This window comes from Fluviicola sp. (assembly GCF_030151805.1).
Classification (GTDB): Bacteria; Bacteroidota; Bacteroidia; order Flavobacteriales_D; family Crocinitomicaceae; genus Fluviicola.
This window is the reverse complement of the sequence record NZ_JASLCN010000503.1, coordinates 1-5,609: the sequence shown is the minus strand read 5'-3', so window position 1 is coordinate 5,609 and position 5,609 is coordinate 1. Positions and strand designations below refer to the sequence as shown.

At 33.1% G+C, this 5,609-nt stretch carries 5 protein-coding genes; 1 reads left to right on the top strand and 4 read right to left on the bottom strand.

The window, feature by feature from the left end:
• Window positions 1–313, bottom strand: a 313-nt coding sequence (locus tag Q1V93_RS19440; protein WP_367183842.1) for a transposase, incomplete at its 3' end; no start/stop codon positions are given.
• 120 nt (window positions 314–433) lie between these two features.
• Here Q1V93_RS19440 and Q1V93_RS19040 point away from each other — a divergent pair.
• The gene (locus Q1V93_RS19040) at window positions 434–1,495 is read left to right on the top strand and encodes a pentapeptide repeat-containing protein (RefSeq protein WP_300667018.1); all 1,062 of its coding nucleotides are present in this window, start codon (window positions 434–436) and stop codon (window positions 1,493–1,495) included.
• 14 nt (window positions 1,496–1,509) lie between these two features.
• On the opposite strand, the gene Q1V93_RS19035 is transcribed toward Q1V93_RS19040, so the two are convergent.
• The 3 genes from Q1V93_RS19035 to Q1V93_RS19025 all read right to left on the bottom strand — a co-directional run.
• A complete protein-coding gene (locus Q1V93_RS19035; protein ID WP_300667016.1) occupies window positions 1,510–3,678 on the bottom strand; it encodes a P-loop NTPase fold protein in 2,169 nt (722 codons plus the stop codon).
• Entirely contained in the window at window positions 3,675–4,676 is a 1,002-nt protein-coding gene (locus tag Q1V93_RS19030) for a phage exclusion protein Lit family protein (protein WP_300667014.1), read from the bottom strand. The genes Q1V93_RS19035 and Q1V93_RS19030 overlap by 4 nt, the downstream gene beginning before the upstream one ends.
• Window positions 4,673–5,609, bottom strand: a 937-nt coding sequence (locus tag Q1V93_RS19025; RefSeq protein WP_300667012.1) for a DUF4209 domain-containing protein, incomplete at its 5' end; no start/stop codon positions are given. The genes Q1V93_RS19030 and Q1V93_RS19025, both read right to left, overlap by 4 nt.

The window sequence follows — 5,609 nt, the reverse complement described above, 5'->3', positions numbered from 1 at the left end:
TGAATTGATGAATCTTGTTTGAAGAAGTTCCATGAAGAAAGTAAATCATGGCTTTGAACCAAGTTCGTATGTCCATATTGCTGTCTTCAAAGATGGTCGCGTATGTCGGAGGAAAGGTCTCTCTACACTTTGAGCATTTGATTACATCCTTCGTTGTGATTAGACTGAATTTTCCATTTGAATTGCAATGAGGACATTGAATTCCATCTTTGAATCTGATTTGTGCAATATAGGCCCGACACTTTGCTTTAGTATCAAGCTGTCTTTCTAGTTCGATAATATTTTTAAAGTGATATGGTTCGCTATAGCACATGGAGGCTATAACAAACTAATTATTGGAAGTTATGAAGTACGCCAGATAGTATTTAATATTTACACCAATTACATTTTCAATGTAATTAATTAACTTGGGCCAATTAAAAAACTATTCACTATGGTTGCTAAGTCAATAATTCCAAATGAATTAATTTTCGATAACCAAAAAGTTGCCACCGAATACCGCAAGGCAGTATATAATCCTAAAAAAATAGAATTTAGAGAATGTCAGTTTAATTTCTCTTATAAATTCAGTAAAGTCACAAAAGAAACGGTTGAATTTCATAATTGCATTTTTACTGTTGACCAATCTTTTGAGAACACCGTTTTTAATCTTGAAGTATCCTTTATTAATTGTGAGTTTAATAGCGAAGTTAATTTTTCAGGATGTCAGTTTCATAAATTAACAGATTTCCATGATTCAAAATTTCAACAGCATGCTTCATTTTTTGATACCACGTTTAATGATAAACTGAATGCTTGGGGAATGGTTTTTTACAAAGGCGTAACATTCAGATGGGCAAATATTCAAAAAAAGGCAAATTTGACACACATGAAAGTTAAAGGCGTTGCTGATTTTCATGGAGTGAGATTTGCTGAGAACATGTATATGCATAACGGAGAATTTGAAATTCTTAAGCTTGAACGAAGTGTCATCGATAAATCGTTTTTTTCTGATGTTTCTATTAATTCAGCTGGACGTGAGACTTTTCGGATTATCAAAAATGAATTTCTTAAACAAAATGATAGAATTGAGGCATTGAACTATCATGCAAGAGAAATGAAAGCTTATAAGGATAATCTTCGCAAAGAAATGAAGAAGAATAAAGGAACTTTCAAGTGGCAACATCTGAAAATAATCGGAGATTTTATTATTCTGAAGTTTAATGAAGTTTCAAATAGATTTGGTCTATCTTGGATGACTGGAATCTTTTTCACATTAGTTACTACAATTCCATTATACTATTTGTATTTACAATTTGTTTGCGCGTGTCCACCAAACGACTTGAGTTTTTGGAAATATTATCCTCAATTTCTTTCACCCCTTCACAAGTTAGACTTTATTGAAGGTGCGACACTTAAAAACTCTGCTTATGTCGTTGATTACATTGGTAGAACGTTTGCAACGCTAGGAATCTATCAAACAGTTCAAGCATTTAGAAAATATGGACGTTTCTAGATTTAAGAAGTCTATTATTCATTAACTTCTGAATGCTTTTCATAAAAATACATGAATTGTTCTATTACATTTTCTCGGGTTTGATTATGCCCCATTTCGACATATTCAGCAAGACCAGTTTTTGATACATCTCTTAATTTAATTAAATGAGAGTATAAGTACTCTTGGTCAATAAATCTTCCTATGAAATTGTAATGCTCCTTGTCTAAGTCGCCTCTATATGGATGTGGTACTCGTGTGCTTTGTATAAAAGGCGCAAATGTTTTAATTAAATCAATGGCAGATTCAGGATTTTCGTCAATATAATTTTTTACATAATTCTGAATTTCATCTTTTTTAGCATCTAATTCCCAAAACTTAAAAATCTTGGCTGTATAATCTGTATAGGTTTGCCAGAATGGTTTGTCGCCAGACTTTGAAATAACTTCCGAAACTACCCTTCCCAAAAAAGAATGAAAAACTTGTTTGTCAAGTATATACTCTGATTCATCATCATCCTTATCAGGACTTGCTTGAAGTACAACTTCAATTATAAATTCAAAAGGATTGGTAACACTTAATAGCGTATTATAAAAATCTACTCGCTGAGTCTTTTCAATGTTTTTTGATAGTTCAACTATACAATCTGCCAATTGTGAATTGGGGGAAAGGAACATTGAAGATAGAAATCCCGATTCACCTGAGAACAAATGAGAGTTCTTAGCCATTGTTTGAGCTAACTTTTCTGATGATATATTATCTAACCTATCTTCAATATTTCTTAACTTACCAAGTATATTTTTGTCTCCAGCCATTTGTGTTAGCTCAACAAATTTTGAATCAATTTCTTCTTGTGAACCTGTCTCTAATGATTTTTGGAAATCTCGGAATAAGTATTCAGGAACTTCACCTTTTAGAACAGTATAGGAAAAAAAACGTTTGAAATGTTCTGGAGATGCTATTCTTAAGTCAGATTTCAACTCTTTCATCTTTCTATCTGGAAACATAGAGTTTTTATAAATCTCTTTGAACATTGGGAATAATTTCTCGCTTAATTCAACTATCGCTTTCCGCTCTCTATCTGTATAATTTGATGTATTTAAAAAGTTGTCAAAAAGTTCTTTACTTGCTTTTGCATTATATTCTGAATGGTCGAGGGCAACAACATTTTCCGTACGCCTACGAAGAAATACAAATGGATTCTGTTGAATTAATGCATATAGTTCAGGATAGAAAATTCTTATTCCTTCAATTAAAAGTATATCAACAGTATTCGCTTCTCCTTTGAGCAATGGAAGCACTACACCTAAAGCATTAATGTATCTTACAGCCATTCTTGGAGTAGTTAACCTAATTTGGAAGGTCCAGAAAAGTTGTAAGTATCGTTTTGATTCTTCATTTGAGACATCAATATCCATTGATTCCATTACTTTGTTCAGTAGCTCAATAAAATAGTCTCTAAGGTCCACAAGTTGAGGAGCTGGTAAATGAAGAGGAGTTTGAATTATTTTTTCAAGAAAATCATAACCTGCTTTAGTATTCCCATTCCCAAACATAGGCGCAAGAGATTCTGCAACAAGTTTGTCATCAAATGCAAGAATATAGTTCGTGTATGCAAAGTTCCCAGTAAGCTTAACCAACTTAAAGACGGTCTGTATTTCTGCTCTGTTCAATCTATCAATATCATCAATATAAATTACAATCTTCTTTCCCTCTTTCAACAAAACCTTTTCGATTCTTTGTTTTAATGTTTCGAGTTGGACTTCGGAAAGCTTTTCTCCAATGGCACTAGCAGCTGAATCGGAATCAACCCCAGGCACAAACCATGAAATTGGTTTAAGAAACCCTGAATATTCTTTTAACAATCCTCCAATTTTTTCTGTTTTTGTGGTAATCGAAGCATCTAATGAATCCGCTAGAGTAAAGAAAAAACTTAGCAGTAATTCCTTCTCTCCGTCAAAACGCCATGGATTAAAATAAAGTTGAATAATGTTTTCATCTGAGTTCAAATGAACACGTATTAATTTCAGTAAAGAGGTTTTTCCAGAGCCCCATTCACCATATATTCCGATTACAGAACTTTGAGAACTTGAATTTGACTTAATGATTTGCGCTATCCCTTTAGCAAAGTTATTTCTTTGAAACTTATCTTGTTCAATGTGCTCGATAGGAGAATCAGCGCCTATTACGTTTTGTTCTATCATGACTGCATTTCTTTAATTTGTCTTATTAAATCATAATATAGATGTTTGAATGTTGGAAAACTTGTATCCCAATTTAAACTAATTCCAAATTGTTCATCCCATAATTGGAGACCAATACAAGCAAATCCCCAGCCATTATGATTATCGTCAAGTTCAAGTTTTTCCAATACATTGGACAGTCTATCTTCAGCATTTGGGTGTTTTTTTGCAACCGTAATTGGGCTTAGAAAAAATGTAGACAGCACTGCACAAATAGCTCCGTTCTCTATAGACAGTCTGCGTGCAATAGAGAGGTCATCATCCAAATATGAGATTCCCTTTTTCAGAAGTTCTATTGCATCGTTATCGGCCTCTTTTTCGAAAGACAGAATTTCCTCAACTGAGGATTCTTTACTGAACTGTTCAGCATGCTTTGTTAAGTGAGTGAATTCATGGCACATAATGAACTTAACAGCATCCGTATAAAAGAGATTTGTTTGCTCAACATAATTTCTATCTTCTGCTTGATAGATTTCTGGATTAGGTAATTCTTGTTTATCCCATTCACTGTAAGTAACAACGAGACTTTTTGCATACGCAAAGAGGGTATTGGCTTCATCGATATTATCTTGTTTAGTTAAATGAATTATTCTACCATTTTCTCTATTAACTTTTGGGTAGTCAATTGTTTCTAAATACAAAATGTAAATAGCATAGGTACATCCCCATAGATAAGATAAAAAGGTTTCAGGTAAATGGATTTCCTTTTTGTTCAAATCGACTCTTGGTGTATTAAAACTCCCATCACTTGCTCGAATTGATTGTTCACTAAAATCAAATTTGAGTTCCCGATTGATTTTCCCAGTTCTAATATATTCCGCAAGTATCTCAAAGAAGCCTGAGTGCGTATTTTGAAACATATATAACAACATGTGATGTAGCACTCTTACAGGTTGTTTACCTGGCATTTGAGATATATAATGATTAATAGTTCCATGTGTTTGTGTTAACCAGCTCATTCTTCATCTAAATTATAATGACTTAATCGGAGTATAATGACAAAAGCAAAAAGAGCGTTGGTATACCCATATTCATTACCATCTACAAGTCCGTGACAAACTCTGTTTCTAAAGTTGAAACCTCCCTTTTCGTTCATTAGAAACTTAATCCATAGTATGTCATCTTCACGTAGAAAATCTTCAAGTTCTATAAGCAAACCGCTCATTGGTTTCTCATCAGCCAACATAGTATCACCTTCAAATACAAATTTGAAGGTTGGTTTTTTTAGATGTTTACATAGATGCCTAAGTATATACTCTATCTTGATAGTCATACTATCAGTACAACATGTGAAATCGGGTTGATAGCCCTCAACTTTTATTGCAGAAGTTAATTCATTTATAAAGCTTCTAACACCTGGCAATACCGCATCAAGAGTTTTAACTTTTTGAGTATTACCCCCATTAAACCATTCAATTTCTTTTGCTAACCAGCTAATATTTAGAATTTCCTCAAAATGCCCATAATGCAGTATATCACGTCTAATCGCTCCTGATAAAAGGCTGCCAATAACTTGAATGCTTAGTTGTGAAGAAATATTCATTGAATTAAACAAATGATAAATCGTTTTTTCTTCTTCCGTCCGATATACTCGCACAGTATTTCCAAATTTATCAGATGTTTGAATGGTCATGAGATTTACCAATGTTTGCTTTTTGGCACTTTCTACAGCTTGATTTTTAAGGTCTTCAGATTTTGAAAAAACACCATAACCAGCAATCGCTAATAGAAGTTGTACTAAATCACCTTTATTTAAAAGTTCCTCAATGGAATTGTTTATTCTCTCATGTCTTTCAGGACTTCCTTCAATTGGAATAGAAGCCATTGGAAACTTTCCTTTGTTCTCTTCTATTTTTAATTTCGTACGTTTAATAGCATCTTGATTCTTAGCC